Consider the following 18,462-nt stretch of genomic DNA (forward strand, 5'->3'; position numbering starts at 1 on the left):
GGTTCCCCGCCCTGGGGCCCTCCCGCTTCCTTCCCGGCACTTTTTTCCCATTATGCTGCAGCGCCAATCGCCGATCGACCTTCTGCGACTCTTTGCGGTCGCAGAAAAGGAACGAGATGCGGTCCTGGCTTTCCCTTATCCTTGGCGCGATGCTGCTCGTGAGCATGACCCCTGGTCATGCCGCGGAGCCTATCAGCGATCGCATTCGCCGTGTGCAGGCGGATACAGGGCGGGACGCAGCGCAGAAGGTGCAGACCGTGCTCGACCGTTATTGTTCGCAGCATTGCCAGCTCCTTGAAGTCAAAGTCGAGGTTCACGAAACCATTCCCGACAGCGATGAACTCGGCTTTGAATCGCAGAACACAGCCCAGGATGCCAAACTCGAAGTCCAGAGCGTGGTTCCCGTCATCCAGATCGATAACCGCGTTCTGCCCGTCGATCGCGATCGACTGGAGCAGCTGCTTCGCAACAAGATCAAGGGCATGGCGCCTGAGCATGGCATCAAATGGGAACCCGTGGATCTGCCGGCCATTGGCAGTTCCGCACCGACACCGAGCGAGGATCTGAGCGCGCAGCTGGAAAATCGCCTGCGCCGGGTATTGAATTCCATAATCGACCGCTACTGTCCCGATCAGTGTCTTTTGGAACGCATTGATGTCGATGCCCAGCCGGTTGGTCCTGAGCAGTTAAGCTCGTTCCCGGGTGATCAGGTCGTGGTCGGGAAGCGAGCCGAGGGCGGCCTTCGCATCCAGGACATTCGCGTTTATCTGACCCTGGATGAAAACCTGATGGAAGACGAGCAGAAGCGTATACTCCGCCTTATGAAGGCCCAGACCCGCTTTGTGAATCCTGTGGACTTCATCGTCGATGCCACCGCCTTTCCGGAAACCGCCCTGGACAAAAAGAGAAAGGCCCAGGAGGAATCCACCGATCCCTATGGCCTGGAAAAACTGCGGCAGATGCTGACTCTTTTCCGTGATCTGGCCGGCACCAAGGAAGTCATTCAAACGATGACGAGCGAATCGCGCAGCAATACGGAAAGGGACACCGAGTCCCGCAGCAGCGCCGAACGCATGGAAAAGCATGAGAAGGATTCGGAATCGTCAAGCCGCACGGAAAGCGAGTCGTCGCGGGAATCGCGTGAGCAATCCTCGGAGTCGAATACCCAGAACAAGGAAAGCCTGGAAAAGGAATCGGATCGTCGCACTGACAGCAACAGTGAATCGTTAACGAACAAGACCATGAGCACCGAGGAAATGGCCGCCTATGCTGCCGGTTTTCTGCTTCTTGTGACTCTGGCCGCCATCGTTATCATGAAGGTGTCTGCGACCAATAGAACGGCGCGTGAAATGGTTCTCGCATCGGCGGGAACTGGGCCGGCCCGGCGGCGGGCGGCACAGGCCTCGGCTGAAGAGGACGGCGCCTATGCAGAAGGTGTGACGGAAGGGAGCGAGGACAGTCCACGCAGCCCAGGCGTGCGCGTGTCCACAGCCCAGGTGTCCCAGGAAAAAGCCATGCTGGCTTTGAAGCTGGCGCAATTGAAGCAGGACCTTGTCCAGCAATTCGTCGAGCAGCCCCGCATTGCGCGTGAGACCTTCACCCGGCTTTTGAAAGACGACGGCGTCGCAGAGACGGCCAAGTATGTTCATATCCTCGGCCAGCTCATCGTCTTCGAACTTCTGAATGATTCCAGCCTGAAGCGCGATCTTTATGAACTGAGCGAATTCTATCACCGCTCCAATTTCAAATTCGATCAGGCGACCGAACTCGGTCTTCTGGAACGATTGAAGACCATGGTCACAGCCAGCGAAATACGCCTGCTCGCCAGTCAATCGAGCGATCGCTTCGGCTTCCTCAATCGTCTGGATGCGCAGCAGATCTTCAATCTCATCGCGGATGAAAAGCCTCGCGTGCAGAGCATCGTGCTGACCCAGCTGGATCGCAAGCTCCGCTCGTCGGTCTTTGAAATGTATGAAGGCAATTCCAAGATCAAGCTCCTTGAGGAGTTGTCCCAGGCCGAGGCCATTCCACGCGAATTCCTTTTCAATGTGGCCCAGGCCCTTCAAAAGAAAATCCAGTCGCGCTCCGAGTTCGATACCGAGCAGCTGCGTTCGAGCGATATCCTTCTGGATCTTTTGGAGCGCTCCAACCTGCGTGATCAGCGTCGATTGATGCAGACTTTGGAGCGGAATAATCCTGAAACCGCGCGCGGTCTGAAGCTTAAACTCGTGACGGTGGAAATGCTGGCCTATCTTAAAGACGGCCACCTGCTTGAAGTGATACTGGGCATGGAACGCGAGGATCTTCTGGCCTTTTTGGTCGGCTGCCCCGAGCATATCCGTGACATCCTCCTGCGAAAAGCTCCGGAAGAACTGGCGCAAAGCTGGATCGAGGATATTCGGAATATCGCGGGCATTGATGATAATGCCTATCGCACGGCCGAGGTGAAGATCAAGGCGCGCCTGCGCGGTCTGGCCAACAACGGGGCCATCAGCATGCTGGATATCAACGAACTTATTTACTCCGGTAAGGATTCAGAAGTGACCGAGGAAGAGGAAGACACCATCTTCTCCAAGGGCGCGTTCGCGGCTTGAAGGAAGGGCTGAAAGCAGCCTTCACAGCCTCGGATATGCGAAAATCAGAGCCAAGACGAATCGCGTAAGAATTGATTCCAGCCGCCAAGGCCATGGAATGCTTTCATTTTTCATATTGATTCCAGTCGCGACCACAGTGCACCGATAAACTCTTTAGAACTCAGCTTGTCATTTCTAGGAGCCACTGTGATGCGATTTCACGTGCTATTCATGGCATTCATAGCATCAGGCCTTGCCTGTAGCGGTGCCGATTTGAAAAAGGCTCCCTTTCTTACCGCAAGTACATTTGTGGAAGAAAGCGCCAAGTCCGCTGATGTTCAGGCCAAGGAAGAGGTACTGGAACCTGTTCCCATGCCGTCCGAACCCAAAACCGCAGAAGAAAGCGTGAGCCCACCGGCGAACATCTCGGGAACCTATTTGATCTGTTCGGAAATGAAAGCCGCGACGGCAACGTCTCCGGAATCAGTCGTCAACTGTGCTCTGCGTGATCAGACCACCAATAACAAGGTGAATATCGACGCCAGCTATGGCGCCAAACTTTGGAGCTATCAGGCCAGTTCATCAGACAGCAGTCTGATCGTCTCGATGGTGGAGCTGCCCCAAAGCCTGGAGTGGCACATAGCCATCACTTTGAAAGCGCCCTCGATGGCTGAAATCCAGGCTGAGCAGGGAACCCTTCGCTTCTTTGTCAGCGTGACGAACACTGCAGGTGTGCGCTTCCAGGAATGGGCCAGTGTGTCTTCGCCTTTTGTTCGTTGGTTATCTTTGAATGGTGCCGCGGTTCCCAGCAGCGCTGCGATCGGGGGCACGGAAGATCAGGGGCGCGACACGCTTTATCTTTGCCGCGTCTATCATAACGGCGAAGTCATCCCTGGAAAAATGCAGGTGCATAATCGCGATACGAATAAATCGCAGTGCTGGACCACGTTCAACAACTCCAAGCTGCAGTCCCAGAGCGATGACGGCAACACCAGTCTGCGCAATACGGATGTGCTCGTCATCACGCAGGGCGTCTTCGATGATTATTTTGAATGGGTGCCTTCTGCCAATGGTCTGAAACCGGACCGGGCCATGATCACTGGAAAGGATGCCCTGGGCAATCCCTTCTATACCTGCCGCAACCTGCAGGTCGATCAGGGTGTCGCCGAACAAACTCCGGGCGTACTGAGGCCGGGGGCCGCCGGATGTCACCATGAATTCTATGGCTTTCAGTCGAACACGGTGTATCAGGTGCTGGCCTGGAAGACGACGGCCACCCAAAAGATTCTGGATACACGTAAGGTCACGGGACCTTAGTCTGATGCCGACATGACTTAGGCGTCCAGGAGCTTTGACCCCTGGACGCTTTGTCGTTTCGCTCTTTTCACTTCCCTGGCTCCTGCGGTTAGAGTAATTACTCTAAATCGAAAATCCTTGAGTCAGGACATAATTGGCATGGTATCCCGACGGAAAACATCGGACGTCATTATCGAAGGCAGCATCGCGCTCTTCAACCAATCCGGTGTGTCTGAGGTCACGACCAATCATATCGCCCAGCATCTGGATATCAGTCCAGGCAATCTCTACTACTACTTCGCCAACAAGGAAGCGATCGTCCGGGCGATCTTCGCCCAGATCCAATCCCAGGTGGAAACGCTTTGGAACGAAAAAGATAAACCTGCACTGTTCCTCCTGGCTGATTATGTGAACGTCGTCTTCAACATCATCTTTGGCTATCGGTTTTTCTTCGCGGAGTTGACCCTGATCCTGAGGCGCGATGACAAGCTACGGGCGGATTATATAAGGCTCCAGTCGCGTTTCAAAGTAGAGCTCGCCGAGCTTTTTCTGCAGCTCAAGACCGCCGGAATTCTTCGCGGTTTGGAGGAGCCTTCGCAGCGCATGGCCATGGCCAATAGCGTTTGGATCGTGACCATCTATTGGCACTCCTATTTGGAATCGGCGCCTGATAAGAATCAGCCGTCCCGCGAGCTTCTGAATCACATCATCTTTCTTTTGAAACCATACATCGAGGCCCTTTATCTCGATGTCGTGCAGGGGATATTCACGTCTTTCTTGGAGGCCAGGGGTCAATGATACATTCCATTTTAAGCCGGCAGAATCATCGGCAGCAGGCGCTGATTTACTGCGGCATCTATCTCTTTCCGGTGCTGACTGTTTTAGGCTTCTATGGTGGAGGGCTTTGGATCTATGCCAGCGTGATCGCCGGTTATGTGCTGGTGCCGCTCGCGGATTTGATCTTCGGCACCAGTGATGCTAACCTGGATGCCGACAAGGAAAAGCTTGCAGCGAAGACAGGGCTTTTCCGCTTTGTGACCTTTGCCATCGCTCCTGTTATCGTGGCTGTTGTGCTCTGGGGCTCATGGGTTGCGAGCCTTTATGAACTTGCCTGGTATGAATATCTGGGGCTGGTTCTTTCGGTGGCCCTGGTGTCCGGGGGGATCGGATTAACTGTTGCGCATGAGCAGTGCCATAAGGTGAATAATCCCTTGGATATGTTCCTGGCGCGTCTGACTCTGATGTGCACCTGCTATATGCATTTCACGATAGAACACGTCTATGGGCATCATGCCCGCGTTGCAACTGCCGAGGATCCAGCCACGGCGCGGCTTGGTCAGTCGCTCTATGCCTTTTATTTCCAATCGGTGTTCGGCGGCTATAAAAGTGCCTGGGAATTGGAAACGACCCGCCTGCGCAAACGGCGCCTTGGTTTCTGGAGCCTGCATAATCAGATGCTCTGGTATACGGCTGTGCCGTTGGCCTTTATGGGACTTGTGACCGCTCTTTTCGGTGTGTCGGGCTTGATCTTTTTCATACTGCAGGCCATCGTGGGCTTCAGCTATCTGGAAGTGATCAATTATGTCGAGCACTATGGGCTGGAGCGGCGCCGCACGGCAAAAGGCAATTTTGAAAAGGTTAAAGCCTTTCATTCGTGGAACAGCGATCATGTGGTTTCGAATTATCTGCTCTTTGGTCTGCCGCGGCACTCGGATCATCATGCGCATGCCGCGCGTCCTTATCAGATTCTGCGTTCTTTACCGGGTTCCCCGCAGCTCCCTTTTGGATATACACTGATGATGCCCATCGCCTTTGTGCCGGTTTTGTGGCGCCGCATCATGGATCATCGCGTGGTCGCGGCTCGGGCGGTGATGAATCAGGTTCCGCTCCAGGAATAGGTTTGGACGTTGACGCAAGGAGCCTTTTCGCAATCACCATAACCGCATCTGAACGTTCGCTGGATGCTTCCAAAGCTCGCCGCCTATGTCGCCCGTGGTGAAGCGCGGCCCGCCTATAAGCGGGCTTTCGCTGCTCAGGCAGCGATCAATGCGGTGAAACCACCAGTCGGTTGAGGATTCACAGCGTTTCCAGTTTGCCTGAAGCGGTCGCGCTTTGGTGTCCGAGGTGAACTTTCAGCTGCGGAACATTTTGCGACAGGCCTTTCAGAACTTCGAGACTCTTCAGGTTGCTGGCCTGATCCTCGCTGAAGTTACCGGGCGGAACAGTATTCTCCCAGCCCCAGCGTGTGTGACAGGTATCACCCACGATCAGCTGCGGGCCTGTGCTGGCATTGACCACAAAGGCCAGCGACCCCTGTGTATGGCCGGGCACGGAGAGGATGAAGAGAGATTGATCACCGAAGAAATCAATCACGGCAGGACCATCCTTGGCTTCAGGGAAATTCAATTCCGAGAACGTCCGTGGTCCTTCCAAAAAGTCATCTGTCACGCCGCGTACGAACATATTTTTGAATTGCTTATGCGTGGACTCCTCGGGACCGATGAAAATCGGAATGCCCGGATCGAGGTCCGGCATGCCCATGATATGATCCACGTGCATATGAGTCAGGAAAATGCCTTTGATAGGACCGGGATTCGCCTGGGTCCACGCCCGCGTCGTCTGGTGGATCACGAGTTTATCCATGTGCAGAAAGCGGGATATGAAACCGCCGATCGGCGATTTTTCAGGATTATCCTTCATGGTCGATTCCACCCCGGTATCGACGAGGTAGCGGCCGAAGCGAGGATGTTCCAGCACATAGAAATAAATCTGGATGTCTTCCAGCTCATCTTTCAAACCTGCGGCCTTGGCTTTGGGGTCGTCCAGATTGATGAGGCCGCCCCGGTCCACAGCCCAGTTGGCAGCCACCACTTTTTGGAATTGAATGGGGCCCGGCGTTTGAAGGGCGGGAGCAATGGCCCCCAGCTGTGAAGGCTGGCCGACGTCCACCAGCTGAGCCGGATGACTCGTCACCGTACAGGCCGTCAGCAGCGTTGTCATGATAAGGGAAATCAGGTGCTTCAAGGGTTGTGTCCTCCGTAATCCATACTTTGCGAAAGAATAGCCGTCTTCCGTGAAATCTGCCTGCCTGAAATCATCGGGACGAAAGAATTTTGAAATCTTTAATGAACCCTCCTTTGTTCTTTGAATGACTTAAAAAATCCGAAAAGCTTTTCCTGCTTCCCCATCTGTCCGAAATAAAGGTAGGGGAAGACGTTTATGGAGGAGCAACATGCGACTGACAGCCCACAAACAAATTCCGGAAGCACCCATGTCGGATACAAGGCATCTGGCCGATTTGAAATTCGATGAAAGGCCTTTGAGCCGGAACCCGGACTTTCAGGTTTCAGGGCAGGTCGCGGCCGGACCGCAGACGGATATGATCATGCTCCAAAGGGCTGATGCATGGATAAGTCAGTTCAAGACGCGACTCAACATCAGCATCATCGCCTTGGTGGTGATGTGGGGCGCGGTGTCCTATTTTAAAAGTACCGGAATGCAGATGGCAGCCCGGTCCGCTCCTGAGCCTGAAAAATTCCTGGCCGATGGATCGGCGGATGAAGCCGGCATACCGACCATGGATGTGGATTCCGTGAAGGGAAGCGGCGAGGAAATTCCTATTCCCACTGTGGAGACGGTGGAAACTGTCAGTGCCTCGATTCCTGCTGCCGAGGCTCCGGCCAAGGTTGACGCTAAAGGGGAAGCGGCTCCGCCCGTGGTTAAGAAAACCGCAGCGCCGAAAGCTGCAGCGAGCAAGAGTGCAGCACGGAGTCAGAAGAAAATGAAGAAATCCGTGGCGTCGAAGTCTTCGCCCTGATCCCAACAAAAAAAATCCGCGGTAGCCTGGCTCCCGCGGATCCCCATCACATTATGATGACCTCTCTCGCCTGTCTTCTTACCAGCCTGGAATTGAAATTCGAACTAGGTCGGCATTCAACTCGAACAGGGTGATTGCTAAGTCTCGAGTGTTCTATTTCTGTTGTAACCGATTATTGACTGGCTGGCCAGTACCAAGTTTAGTTGAATCCGAAAATTTTCAAATTTTCTTAAAAAGTTAATATTTTTAAAAAGTTGAGAAATCTTTGTCCCTTAGATTTTGACATGGTTTTCTGGCATTTGTGCCTTACTGATTTGTGTGCTAATCCGAAGAATTCTTTGAGGGATTTTGAGTGCTCAATACCCATCTCTCCGCCCATGAACGGTACGATAAATTGGCGCGTTTGCTGCGGCCCTGGTCGCTCTGCTGGGGGCAATCCGTCCTGCATCACTGGCCGTCGTGCCGCGATGCTTTGCCTGAAGATTGGTGGCAGGGGCTGATGTCCTGGTCGCTGGCGGATATGCATCGGCTGGATGATGCGATTGCGGGTGCTCAACTTATTCCTGACAATCTGATATTGCCGCCCGGCCTTCAGCGATTCATGGAAGCACTGCAGCCCTTGCTGGCGTTTCCACAATTTTCTGATGCTGAACGCATGTCCGAGAAAAAAAACCTGCATATGACAGCTAAAAAGCAGCATGAAATTGGTGCGCTTCTGCCCTTTCTGAAAAGGCAAAAGGAGGCGCTCGGAATTGAACGTGCGGTGGATATCGGTGGTGGTGTTGGACATCTGGCGCGGACCTTGGTCACAACGCTCGATATTCCCATGGTGACCATAGACAGGGACGAGGCTCTGCAAAAAGAGGGGCGCTCCCTTCTTCATAAACTCAAGCTCAAGGATATTCCCCTTGAGTTCGTTGCGGGAACGATGGAACCGGGACCGCAGCATGAACTCGATCCCCATTTTCAGGGAGCGTGTCTGAGCCTTGGCCTTCATACCTGCGGGCCTTTGGCCTGGACGCATCTGAAGAAGAGTCAGGCGAGCCGCGCGGTGTTGAACTTCGGCTGCTGCTATGATCGCATGGATGTGGAGCGGGATTGCCAGCAGAGCGCGTGGGCCAGAAAGCATCCCGTGCCGTTGACGTCGTTCGCCCTTTTTCTGGCGACCCGAGGCCGACGCCGCAGTCTTCAGGAACTCGCCATGCAGGAGAAAGTGAATACCTACCGGCTGGCGCTGCATTTGTTTTTGCAGGAGGAAGGCCATGCGGATGGATTTCGAGCGGTCGGTGACGCGTCGCGTGCGACTTATGATCTGGGATTCACGGCGTATGCGGCGGATCGTTTCCGTTTTCTGGGGCTGGATTGTTCATCCCATCGGGCGCAGGCCTTTATTTCCAGGCCGGATGTGCAGCGATCCATGCGGGAATTTTTTGTGATCAATGTCGTGCGGAATGTTTTTGCAAGGCCGCTGGAGGTGATCCTGCTCCTCGATCGCGTGCTCTGGATGGAAGAGCAGGGGCATGCGGTGGAGCTGCTGGCGTTCTTCGATCACAGCCTCTCACCGCGGAACCTCGGACTTTTTGCAGAGATCAAAAATTCATCTGCATCACAGCCTTCATGATCTGCCGCGCGTAATGCACCTTGGTCAACTCCCCATCGGCGCGTGGCGTATTATCCCCGTTGTAGCGTTCCAGGCCTGCGCGTATCCATTCCGCATCTCCCATGGTTTCCGTTGTGCAGCGTGAATTCTGGGCACAGACATAAGCGATCGCTGCTTTCAGAATGGTGGCGCCTGCTATGATCTGGGCTCCGTATTGATCCGGCTGCGAGAAGATGCGTTCCTTGCAGGACCGGGCCCATTCGGTGCGTGCGGTGAAATCCGCGAGCGTTTTTCCCACGGGAAAACTGGTCCAGTGTTTTTGAATGGCGTCCTGAAAATAAGTGGTCCCGCTGCCGGCATAGACGCGATTGCCGAGGTGTTCATACACGACACCGCTTTGATCCAAAAATTCATTGATGCCACTGATCGTGAGCTGGGTCAGACCCACAGCGCCAGTCGGAGAAACCGCCCGCGCATCGAAGGCCGATTCCTGAGCGATCATCGCCGTCAGTATCCTGGCATCCAGATCAAAATCCATGGCCAGGGTGCGAATAGCCGAAGCGAGAAGCTCGGGACTCTGAGGCCGAAGCCCCCAGACGGGAACCTGACGGCGGATAAAGGCGGCAAGGTCGGACTCAGTTGGTTGACGGCTCGCCATCATCACAGGAGCTGAAGCATAGGCAAGGCTAACGGGATAACCGGACAGTTCGCTGGACGCAGGAGGCAAAGGATCGGCGCAGGACACGCAGAGCATAAGCACGGCGGTCCATGCAGAACGCAGCATGGGCATAAACGTCTCTTTGTTTCGAGGGTGATGTCAGGCTTGAAATTTTAGGGGAGGGTGGCGAGGAAGTCAAATCGGAGAGGCAGGGGCCGCGTGGGCAGCCCTGCCTGGCTCAGGAATCAGAAGCTGTAGGAAACGCCGATCTGCATTTTCCAAACCGATTCCAGAAGACGGACGGTATCGGGTTCGGTTGTGCGCAGCTTGCTATAGATGTAGCGATTCGAAGCGGCATCATAGCCAACGTCGGCAACAGCGGCCATATAGGGGAAGTCGACCTGCTTCACCTGGCCCCATTTTTTATTCAGGAAGTTGGGCAGGTTTTCGATATCCAGCGCGATACGGGCTTTGCCGGTTGCACCGAAACCAGGAAGATCCTGGGCGAGGCGCATATCGAGTTTTTGGACCCAATCACTGAAGAAGGCATTGCGAGGAGCGATCTTGCCGCGATATTTGTCGAGGCCGTATTTATTCAAGAAGGCATTGAATTCACCTTCGTCGATCCCATTCAGGATCACGTCGCTGCCGTCACCTTTGGGAACGTAGAAGAGCATGCGGTTACGACCCGAGAAGGCCGAGCTTTCGCCGTACATACGGCCGAGGGTATCGCGGTTGCCACCCATGGTAAAGCTATAGGGCTGACCCGAGCGGCGTTCGAAGAAGAAGTTCACGCTGGACGTGAGGTCTTCGAAAAAGCTGGTTTCATAACCTGTGCTCAGCGTAATGCGATGCTTGGTTTCATAGATCGAACGGTCGAGACCAGGGTCGTTAGGATCATATTGAATCGCAACCTGACCGTAGTTACTGGTCGACACGGAGCTGGTACCGGGGTTCACTTCCTGAACGTCCTGCCAGGCGTAGCCAGTGGAAACGTTCCAGCCGTTATTGAAACGCTTGTAAAGGCTCATGCTCGCGGTGTGACCGTATCCTTTATCGGTGTTGGTCATCAGCATATCGTAGCCGCGAGCGACCTCAAATTCCTGGCCAGCGGTGCCAGCTGATGGAGTCGTATCGTAGATCGCGCGACCGTCCGGCCCCGTGGCCGTCGGAAGGTTATTGGCAAAGGAAGAATTGTTGCGACGCAGGTCCTTCCAGGTCAGGCCGTAACGGGTCTTGGTGTAGGTGTAGCTCAGGTCGAACTGAACATCGTCCACAACGTCCGGAATATCGAAGGTGTAGTCGAAGCCAGTTTGGAACTTATAGGACTGTGGAATCTTGAAATCAGGATCAAGGGCATCGACATTGCCGTCACCGGCAACCAGCTGCGAGCTGATGGCTGGAGGAATCTCACGACCATTAAAACCATTCATGAGCGCAGGATTACGCGTGTCCACATCATCTGTGCTGACGCCGGTATTCGTATAGCTGTTGGAAATCCAAACCCCAGGGGTGCCGCCGCCGAAGAGGCCGAAACCACCGCGCACGCGAAGATCGTCGTTGGCTTTATAGGCAAGACCAAGCCGCGGGAGGATCGCCTGCTTGCCGGACAGATCCTCGGTGTTGCTGAAGCCATAGCGATTGACGAAGTTCTCGTTGCGTTCAATGCTGCCTTTGGCGCTATAGAGTTCCGTGCGCACGCCGCCCCTTGCGGTCAAACGCGGCGTCAGCTGCCACTCATCCTGAAGGTAAACAGTGGAGACGCTGTAGCCCCAGTCCGCAGCCGCATCTTTTACGTTGTTGGTGACGGCATTGGCATAGAGGAGGCGCGAGGGTGTCTGGGCTTCGAAAGCCGCGATGCTATCATAGGTCGCAGAACCCTGGCTGTTGGGAACGAAGAGGTTATAGATATCGATCTGCTCGACTTGAACGCCGCCTGTGATGAGATGCTCATCGAGCAGGTAGTTGGCTTCCGCGCCGATGATGTTGCTGCTGTTTTCCAGTTCATTGGCATGACGGCTGCGGTCAGGTCCCAGATAAATGGAACCACCAGCCGCGGTTTTAACCTCAGCCTCCATAAAGCCATTGCCGTTCAGTGGAGTCTGCTCGGTCTTCACCTTTTTATTGCTCAGTTCGAACTTGGTGGAAAGAGCATCCGACCAGTCCGAGAAGAGGCGCACGGAACCGCTGTCCATCGTGTCCTTACGCTCGTAGCCGTAGGATGTGAGGTTCAGGCGGCGATCATCAGATCCACCAGCGTTGATATTGGTGCCCTGGGCTCTTTGATATTTCAATTCCAAACGGTGATCATCGTTGATCGTATAATCGAGTTTCAGAAGGGCTTTCAGATCATCTTCCTTGCCGCTTTTCGAAGGCACGCCGGCATCGAAACCATAAACCCGCCTGGAGATGTCCTGCACCTGCGCGACGTCATCGACAGTCACGCGCTCGACTTCAAAAGGTTTTCCCGAACCCAGCGCCCCTACCGATGCCGGTGTTGTGGACTTAAGACCTTCGACGTTGGCGAAGAAGTAAAGTTTATCCTGGATGACAGGACCGCTCAGCGAGACGCCGACCTGATTTTGTTCGAAATCAGATTTATAGCTGCGATCCTTGGTTTTCTTTCCTGTCAGGCCATCGGTTTGGCGAGTGTAACTCACGGAACCTTGGAATTCATCGGTACCGGATTTGGTGATGACGTTGATGCCGCCGCCCAGGAAGTTTCCATAGCGAACATCGAAGGGCGAACGCTCAACCGAGATTTCCTGAATCGCGGCGAGCGAGATGGGGCTGCGTGAGGTCGGGTAACCGCTGCTATTCAAACCAAAGGAATCGTCCTGCCGCATGCCATCAACCGTGATGCTGTTGAAACGGTTGTTGGCACCGCCGACGCTCAGACGGCCGTTGTCGACCACAGCATCCGGCGCGCGACGAATGACGTCCTTGATATCGTTGCGAATCGTGGGAGCGTTTTGAATATCGCTCGCAAAGTAAGCGGACTTGGTGGAAACCTGCATTTCCCGAGCCGCAGTGACTTTGATCACTTCAGCCTTACCCAAAGTGATGACGTCACCCGTGTTGTTGCCGGCATTCAGCTGGATGCCTTCTTTGGTGGACGTCTGCAGACCGGCTTTGGATGCTTTCAGAGTATAGGGGCCGCCGACGCGCAGACCGCTGAAGGCGAACTGGCCGCTGGCTGTGGATTTGACTTCCTTCTTGACCTGCGCGGAAGGCATTTCCAGCACAACGTCGGCATCCGCCACAGGTTTGCCTTCAGAATCGAGCACAGTTCCGCGATAGCTGGCCGAAGTCATCTGCGCCCAGGCTTTTTGAGAACCACCGACCAGAACAAAACAGCTTAGTAAAAGAGAGAGCCAGGTCCGGGCCGCTGGCATGATCCTTCGCAAAAGATAAATACGTCGATCCTGAAGCATCAGACTTTCCTTCATAACTGAAACAGATAGAGAGCGGGCTTCTTCTTACAAGATCCTCATTCAAATGGAAAGTTGAAAACCCTGGTGATTCCATGGCCCCTAGGCCAGTTATCAAGCGTCGCCGCATGTACGATGATTGTGCTTTAAATTCCTTACGACTTTTGCGTGCAGGCTAGCGAAGTTCGGCGACTCTTCATCGCGCCTTTACAGAAAATTGTTCAACTTCCACGCAGCATCCTGCTTCGTTTGCATGCGCCAAATGAGTCTTGACCCCGGGAATGAAAGCTCTGGTCAGCTGTCCTCCTTTTCTCTAAAATTCAGCCGCTACGCAGAGCCTTGTCCCACACGTTTTCGTTCGTGCGAGGAGCGGCAGCGGGCTTATTCATCCGACGCAGGGCAGACATAAGGACACAGACATGAGCAACTCCTATCGCACAGGCAGCCAGGACCCATCCGCCTGGGAGAACCTGGCTCGCAAGGATCTCGGTACGGCACCTCTCGAAACTTTGACCCGACAGACTCCAGAAGGTGTGCCGATCAAAGCACTGTATACCGCCAAAGATCTGGAAGCGGTGGAGTCTTTGGATACCCTGCCAGGCTTCGCCCCTTATACGCGCGGGCCGCGAGCCACGATGTATACGGTAAAGCCCTGGACCATTCGTCAGTACGCGGGCTTCTCCACAGCCGAGGAATCCAACGCTTTTTACCGGCAAAACCTCGCTGCTGGGCAGATGGGTCTTTCGATCGCCTTCGATCTGGCGACCCATCGCGGTTATGACTCCGATCATCCGCGCGTGATGGGGGATGTGGGAAAAGCCGGTGTGGCCATTGATTCGGTCGAGGATATGAAAATACTCTTCGATCAGATTCCGCTCGAAAAAATGAGCGTATCCATGACGATGAACGGCGCTGTGATTCCGATACTCGCGGCCTATATCGTCGCGGGTGAAGAGCAGGGCGTGAAAACTGAACAGCTGTCGGGAACGATTCAGAACGACATTCTGAAGGAATATATGGTGCGCAACACCTATATCTATCCGCCCGAACCTTCGATGCGCATAGTCGGGGATATCATAGCCTATACCGCGCATCGCATGCCGCGTTTCAACAGCATCAGCATCAGCGGTTATCACATGCAGGAGGCCGGCGCGAATTCGGCGATTGAACTGGCCTTCACTTTGGGTGACGGCATCGAGTATGTGCGCGCGGCGATCGCTCGCGGGCTGAAGGTGGATGAGTTTGCGCCCAGGCTCTCGTTTTTCTTTGCGATCGGCATGAATTTCTATATGGAAGTCGCCAAGCTGCGGGCTGCGCGTACGCTTTGGTACAAGCTGATGAAACAGTTCGAACCGAAAGACCCGCGTTCATCCATGCTCAGGACGCACTGCCAGACTTCGGGATATTCACTGACGGAACAGGATCCTTATAACAACATCATAAGGACCACGATCGAAGCCATGGCGTCGGTCTTCGGGGGAACGCAGTCGCTGCACACCAACTCGTTTGATGAAGCGGTGAGTCTTCCTTCGAATTTCTCGGCCCGCCTGGCCCGGAACACGCAGCTGATCATCCAAGAGGAAACGGATATCTGTCACGTCGTCGATCCTTTCGGTGGCAGTTATTTCATGGAGTCCCTGACCCAGGACCTTATGAACGAAGCCGAGCGCATCCTGCGCGAAGTGGAAGAGGCGGGCGGGATGGTGAAGGCCATTCAGCAGGGCATGCCGAAGCTCAAGATCGAGGAGGCTGCAGCGCGGAAGCAGGCGCGTATCGACTCCGGGCAGGATGTGATCGTCGGCGTGAACAAGTATAAGACCAAAGAGGAATCCAAGTTCGAAGTGCGGGATGTGGATAACACCAAGGTGCGCGAGCAGCAGGTGGCCCGTCTTCAGGAGATTCGTAAAAAACGGGACGCGGCTCGTGTGAAAGCCACACTGGATGCCTTGGAGGCTGGCGCGCGTGGGACCGGAAATCTTTTGGAATTGGCGGTCGATTGCATGCGCGCCCGCGCGACCGTCGGCGAGGTGTCCGATGCCATGCGGCGCGTGTTCGGGGAGCATCGCGCACCGATTCAATCCGTAAGCGCGGTTTATGCAGCGGAGTATAAGATGAAGTCTGATTTCGAGGATGCGCGCCGTGCGATCTCTGCCTTTGCCGAACAGGAAGGACGTCAGCCGCGTATTTTGATCGCCAAGCTTGGACAGGACGGACATGATCGCGGTGCGAAAGTCATTGCAACCGGCTTTGCGGACCTCGGTTTTGATGTCGATATCGGACCTTTATTCCAGACGCCGGAAGAGGCTGTAAAACAGGCCATTGAAAACGATGTGCATGTCATCGGCATCTCGTCCCAGGCGGCGGGTCACAAGACGCTGGTGCCGCGTTTGATTGAACTCCTGAAACAGCAAAATGCCGGTGACATCGCGGTCGTGGTGGGTGGTATCATTCCCCAGCAGGATTATGATTTCCTCTTCAAGAGTGGAGCGGCTGCCGTTTTTGGTCCCGGAACTCCGGTGCCAACGGCGGCGGTGGAAACTTTGGATGCGATCAAAAAGAAGAGGAAGGGATGAGCATCGACATTCAGGCTCTGGAAGCGGCGCTGGTATCCGGAGAAAGCCGGGGTCTGGCGAAGGCTCTGACTTTGATCGAAAGTCGGCGTCCCGAGCATCGACTGCTGGCCGGGAAACTGCTTTCCGCCATCTATCCCAAAACCGGCCGGGCGAATCGCATCGGAATTACAGGTTCACCGGGCGTGGGCAAGTCGACTTTCATTGAAGCTCTGGGGAAATTTTTTCTGGAGCAGGGGCACAGGCTCGCTGTGCTGGCGATCGATCCCAGCTCGCCGCGATCCCATGGCAGTATTCTGGGCGACAAGACCCGCATGGAAGAGCTGTCGGTGAATCCGAACTGTTTTATTCGACCCTCGCCATCCGGGCTTTCCCTGGGCGGCGTCGCAAGGCGCACGCGGGAATGCGTGCTGCTCTGTGAGGCGGCGGGCTATGACACCATCATCATTGAAACGGTGGGCGTCGGCCAGTCGGAGACTCTCGTGAGTTCGATGGTGGATGCCTTCGTGTTTCTGCAGCTGCCCAATGCCGGGGATCAACTGCAGGGCATCAAGAAGGGTATTTTGGAACTTGCCGATCTGGTGGTGGTGACCAAGGCCGATGGTGCGTTTGAACAGGCGGCCCGACGCGCGGTTGTGGATCATGAGTTGGCGCTTCATTATATGCAGCCCGATCCTGATCGACTGCCGGTGCGGGTGATGTCCTGCAGCGCAGTGGAAAAAAAGGGCCTGCGTGAGATCTATGTAACGCTTCTCGGGAATCTAAAAACCCTGGAGACGGATGGGCGTTTGCAGAAGAGGCGACGGCAGCAGCGCGAGGAATGGTTCGATTCCGAGCTGCAGGATCAGTTGATGGACCTTTTGCTCCGGGATCCGAATTTCAAAAAAGATACCCAGACGCTGAAAACAAAGGTCACGGGCGGATCGCTTTCCCCAACGGAAGCGGCCCAGCAGGCGATTTCAAGCCTGCAGCTCAAAGGTTTGCAGGGTGTGCCGAGGTTCTGACTCCAGCTAGGAAGGGTAGCCTTATGATAGCAGCGAGCTTACTGAATCTTATCCGTCCGAAGACGCCTGATTTCGTTCCCGGTCCCCAGCGCTATGCGCCCTTGCAATTCTTAACGGAGATGTCCCGCGATCCCTTGGGTTTTTTGAATCTGATGCAGAAGGAATACGGGGATGTCGTGCGCATGCCCTTTGCACCGGCTCCGATCTATCTTCTGACTCAGCCTGATATGATCGGCCGCGTGCTCCTCAATACCGAGAAAACCAACCGAAAATCCTTTGGCTACCGACGCCTCAAACTCCTTTTGGGGGATGGGCTCGTGACGAGTTCGGGCGAGCTTTGGAGGACGCAGCGCAAGCTCGCCACTCCCGCGTTTCATCAGAAAGCGATCCATGGTTTCTTTGAGGTCATGCAGGACGAGTGTTTGAAACTGGTGGAGGACCTGGACCGTCGCATCAGGATCAATCCTTTGATCAATATCTCAGAAGAGATGTCGCGGCTGACCTTTACCATCATCGTTCGCATTTTATTCTCCATCAATATGCAGAGCCGATCCCGCGAGGTGCAGGATGCGATGCGGGTTCTGCAGGACTACGCGCATGTCCTTTTCTATTCTGTTTGGAGGCTGCCCCTCGCGGTTCCCACGCCAGGCAATAGAAAGCCCAACAGGGCGCTTAAAAAACTGGATCAGATCGTATATCAGCTGATCCAGGAGCACAGGGAGAATCCGGATCAGTACGATGATCTGCTGTCGCATTATCTGCAGAGCGTCGATGATGAATCCGGTGCGGGGATGACGGATAAGCTTCTGCGGGACGAAGTCATCACCCTGATGCTGGCCGGGCATGAAACCACGGCGGCGACCCTGTCCTTTGCCTTTGAGTTGCTCGCGAAGAATCCACGATGCCTGGAGAATCTGGATCGCGAGTTCGCGGCGCTGCCGGATGCGAACCTGAAGCTCGGTGATCTGAGCAGGCTCGACTACACCCAGCAGGTTTTTTCCGAGGCGATGCGACTCTATCCGGCAGCGTGGGCTATCGGGCGTGAATCGACCGAAGATATCGAATTCCAGGATTATCGCTTTAAAAAGGGCAGCACCTTTATCTGTGCGCAGTATCTGATGCATCGGCATCCGAAGTATTGGACCGAGCCTGAGCTGTTTCGCCCGGAACGATTCTCGGCGGAAGAATCGAAAGGGCGTCATCCCTTTGCGTACTTTCCTTTTGGTGCCGGTCAGCGTTCCTGTATTGGTTCCAACCTGGCTCGATTGGAAGGTCAGGTCATTCTTTCCACACTCCTCCGGCACTTCAGGATGGAACCGGTTCCTGAGGCGCCCTATACGATCAAACCCCTGATCACACTCGTGGTGGATCCAGGGATCACTTTGCGTTTAAGTCGCCGTTGAAAAGCCCTGAAATGGCCGTAGTTTTGCGCTCCGCGCCTTTTCCCATAAGGAAAAGACCTGGAGTGTCCGATACGTATTAAAGCCTATGTTTTTGAAAACTTACAATCGGT

Annotated in this window: 12 protein-coding genes and 1 pseudogene; 10 read left to right on the forward strand and 3 right to left on the reverse strand. The window is 54.7% G+C overall.

Going from position 1 to position 18,462, the window contains the following annotated elements; genetic code table 11:
• Positions 1–116: 116 nt before the first annotated feature.
• From VFO10_RS23655 to VFO10_RS31505, 5 genes and pseudogenes are all read left to right on the forward strand, one after another.
• Positions 117–2,594, forward strand: a complete 2,478-nt coding sequence (locus VFO10_RS23655) for a FliG C-terminal domain-containing protein (protein WP_325144463.1) — start codon at positions 117–119, stop codon at positions 2,592–2,594.
• 189 nt (positions 2,595–2,783) lie between these two features.
• The gene (locus VFO10_RS23660) at positions 2,784–3,890 is read left to right on the forward strand and encodes a DM9 repeat-containing protein (protein ID WP_325144464.1); all 1,107 of its coding nucleotides are present in this window, start codon (positions 2,784–2,786) and stop codon (positions 3,888–3,890) included.
• A 138-nt stretch (positions 3,891–4,028) separates the two neighbouring features.
• Positions 4,029–4,667 (forward strand): TetR/AcrR family transcriptional regulator, encoded by a 639-nt coding sequence (locus VFO10_RS23665; RefSeq protein WP_325144465.1) that lies wholly within the window; start codon positions 4,029–4,031, stop codon positions 4,665–4,667.
• Entirely contained in the window at positions 4,664–5,767 is a 1,104-nt protein-coding gene (locus tag VFO10_RS23670) for an alkane 1-monooxygenase (RefSeq protein ID WP_325144466.1), read from the forward strand. Before VFO10_RS23665 ends, VFO10_RS23670 begins: the two co-directional genes overlap by 4 nt.
• Before the next feature lie 69 nt (positions 5,768–5,836).
• Positions 5,837–5,941 (forward strand): annotated as a pseudogene (locus tag VFO10_RS31505) (glutathione S-transferase family protein); the annotation flags it as partial.
• A 4-nt stretch (positions 5,942–5,945) separates the two neighbouring features.
• Here VFO10_RS31505 and VFO10_RS23675 read toward each other — a convergent pair.
• The gene (locus tag VFO10_RS23675) at positions 5,946–6,893 is read right to left on the reverse strand and encodes an MBL fold metallo-hydrolase (RefSeq protein WP_325144467.1); all 948 of its coding nucleotides are present in this window, start codon (positions 6,891–6,893) and stop codon (positions 5,946–5,948) included.
• 208 nt (positions 6,894–7,101) lie between these two features.
• On the opposite strand from VFO10_RS23675, the gene VFO10_RS23680 reads away from it, so the two are divergent.
• Complete coding sequence (locus tag VFO10_RS23680) at positions 7,102–7,686, forward strand: hypothetical protein (protein WP_325144468.1); 585 nt, start codon at positions 7,102–7,104, stop codon at positions 7,684–7,686.
• Between the two features lie 352 nt (positions 7,687–8,038).
• Entirely contained in the window at positions 8,039–9,307 is a 1,269-nt protein-coding gene (locus tag VFO10_RS23685; RefSeq protein WP_325144469.1) for a methyltransferase, read from the forward strand.
• On the opposite strand, the gene VFO10_RS23690 is transcribed toward VFO10_RS23685, so the two are convergent.
• Together VFO10_RS23690 and VFO10_RS23695 are read right to left on the reverse strand one after the other, a co-directional pair.
• Positions 9,276–10,076, reverse strand: a complete 801-nt coding sequence (locus VFO10_RS23690) for a transglycosylase SLT domain-containing protein (RefSeq protein ID WP_325144470.1) — start codon at positions 10,074–10,076, stop codon at positions 9,276–9,278. The genes VFO10_RS23685 and VFO10_RS23690 overlap by 32 nt on opposite strands.
• Before the next feature lie 113 nt (positions 10,077–10,189).
• Positions 10,190–13,378 carry a TonB-dependent receptor gene (locus VFO10_RS23695; RefSeq protein ID WP_325144471.1) on the reverse strand — a complete coding sequence of 1,063 codons (3,189 nt, stop codon included), beginning with the start codon at positions 13,376–13,378 and terminating at the stop codon, positions 10,190–10,192.
• A 416-nt stretch (positions 13,379–13,794) separates the two neighbouring features.
• On the opposite strand from VFO10_RS23695, the gene scpA reads away from it, so the two are divergent.
• Genes scpA through VFO10_RS23710 form a run of 3 tightly spaced genes read left to right on the forward strand, consistent with a single transcriptional unit; the run spans position 13,795 to position 18,352 of the window.
• On the forward strand, positions 13,795–15,948 hold the full coding sequence (scpA, locus tag VFO10_RS23700) for a methylmalonyl-CoA mutase (RefSeq protein WP_325144472.1): 2,154 nt from the start codon (positions 13,795–13,797) through the stop codon (positions 15,946–15,948).
• Positions 15,945–16,949: a methylmalonyl Co-A mutase-associated GTPase MeaB gene (gene meaB / locus VFO10_RS23705; RefSeq protein ID WP_325144473.1), complete on the forward strand. Its 1,005-nt coding sequence runs from the start codon at positions 15,945–15,947 to the stop codon at positions 16,947–16,949. Before scpA ends, meaB begins: the two co-directional genes overlap by 4 nt.
• A 23-nt stretch (positions 16,950–16,972) precedes the next feature.
• On the forward strand, positions 16,973–18,352 hold the full coding sequence (locus VFO10_RS23710; RefSeq protein ID WP_325144474.1) for a cytochrome P450: 1,380 nt from the start codon (positions 16,973–16,975) through the stop codon (positions 18,350–18,352).
• Positions 18,353–18,462: the final 110 nt, after the last annotated feature.

The organism is Oligoflexus sp. (assembly GCF_035712445.1).
In the GTDB taxonomy this organism is placed as follows: Bacteria; Bdellovibrionota_B; Oligoflexia; order Oligoflexales; family Oligoflexaceae; genus Oligoflexus.

Excerpts from the sequence above, each read along its gene's own strand:
- VFO10_RS23680 (WP_325144468.1), top strand. The coding sequence starts at position 7,102 with ATGCGACTGACAGCCCACAAACAAATTCCGGAAGCACCCATGTCGGAT.
- meaB (WP_325144473.1), top strand. The coding sequence starts at position 15,945 with ATGAGCATCGACATTCAGGCTCTGGAAGCGGCGCTGGTATCCGGAGAA.
- VFO10_RS23710 (WP_325144474.1), top strand. The coding sequence starts at position 16,973 with ATGATAGCAGCGAGCTTACTGAATCTTATCCGTCCGAAGACGCCTGAT.
- VFO10_RS23660 (WP_325144464.1), top strand. The coding sequence starts at position 2,784 with ATGCGATTTCACGTGCTATTCATGGCATTCATAGCATCAGGCCTTGCC.
- VFO10_RS23695 (WP_325144471.1), bottom strand. The coding sequence starts at position 13,378 with ATGCTTCAGGATCGACGTATTTATCTTTTGCGAAGGATCATGCCAGCG.
- VFO10_RS23665 (WP_325144465.1), top strand. The coding sequence starts at position 4,029 with ATGGTATCCCGACGGAAAACATCGGACGTCATTATCGAAGGCAGCATC.
- VFO10_RS23655 (WP_325144463.1), top strand. The coding sequence starts at position 117 with ATGCGGTCCTGGCTTTCCCTTATCCTTGGCGCGATGCTGCTCGTGAGC.
- VFO10_RS23690 (WP_325144470.1), bottom strand. The coding sequence starts at position 10,076 with ATGCCCATGCTGCGTTCTGCATGGACCGCCGTGCTTATGCTCTGCGTG.
- VFO10_RS23670 (WP_325144466.1), top strand. The coding sequence starts at position 4,664 with ATGATACATTCCATTTTAAGCCGGCAGAATCATCGGCAGCAGGCGCTG.
- scpA (WP_325144472.1), top strand. The coding sequence starts at position 13,795 with ATGAGCAACTCCTATCGCACAGGCAGCCAGGACCCATCCGCCTGGGAG.